This is a genomic window from Salipiger sp. HF18 (assembly GCF_011806505.1).
Taxonomy (GTDB): domain Bacteria; phylum Pseudomonadota; class Alphaproteobacteria; order Rhodobacterales; family Rhodobacteraceae; genus Salipiger; species Salipiger thiooxidans.
Genome location: NZ_JAATOS010000973.1, coordinates 1 through 594, shown reverse-complemented (window position 1 = coordinate 594; position 594 = coordinate 1). Strand labels below are relative to the sequence as shown.

1 protein-coding gene is annotated in these 594 nt (G+C 67.8%); it reads right to left on the bottom strand.

From position 1 onward, the window contains the following. Positions 1–495: glutamate racemase (locus HC022_RS28345; RefSeq protein ID WP_175583777.1), on the bottom strand; the 495-nt coding region annotated here is incomplete at its 3' end. Positions 496–594 lie beyond the last annotated feature (99 nt).

The window sequence follows — 594 nt, the reverse complement described above, 5'->3', positions numbered from 1 at the left end:
GTCGCCCTCCTCGATGGCGTCCACCAGCCCGCCGCAGGCCTGCGCCTCGACGTCGACGCCGATGGCGCGGAAGGCCAGCTCGCGCTGGAAGGCCCGGCTGCGCACGGTGGCCGGCGTGGCGAAGAGCGCCACGTGCTGCACGCCGACCTCGCGCGGCGGCGAATTGTCGCCCCACTGACGTTCGGTCATCGCCTCGATCAGCGGCACGAACACGCCCAGCACGCGCTTGTCGCGCGGGATCCATGTCTCCTGCATCCGGCGTAGCGCCGCCGCCGAGGCGGTGTTGCAGGCGAGGATCACCAGATCGCAGCCCGCATGCCAGAGCCGGTCCACCGCGGCGGTGGTGAGATTGTAGATGTCGTCGGCGTCGCGCACGCCGTAGGGCGCATGCGCGCTGTCGGCGAAATAGACAAAGGGAACCTCGGGAAGACGCTTTGAAACCGCGTCAAGGACCGTGAGTCCGCCGAGTCCGGAATCGAACACACCAACTGCCATGGGCCTGCCTCCTGCCTCTTCTGCACCCTCGAGTCGTAAGGGGGCATTTCGATGGTCTTACGGGGCTTGCGGGGGAAAATCCATCGCGACCGAAGCAGC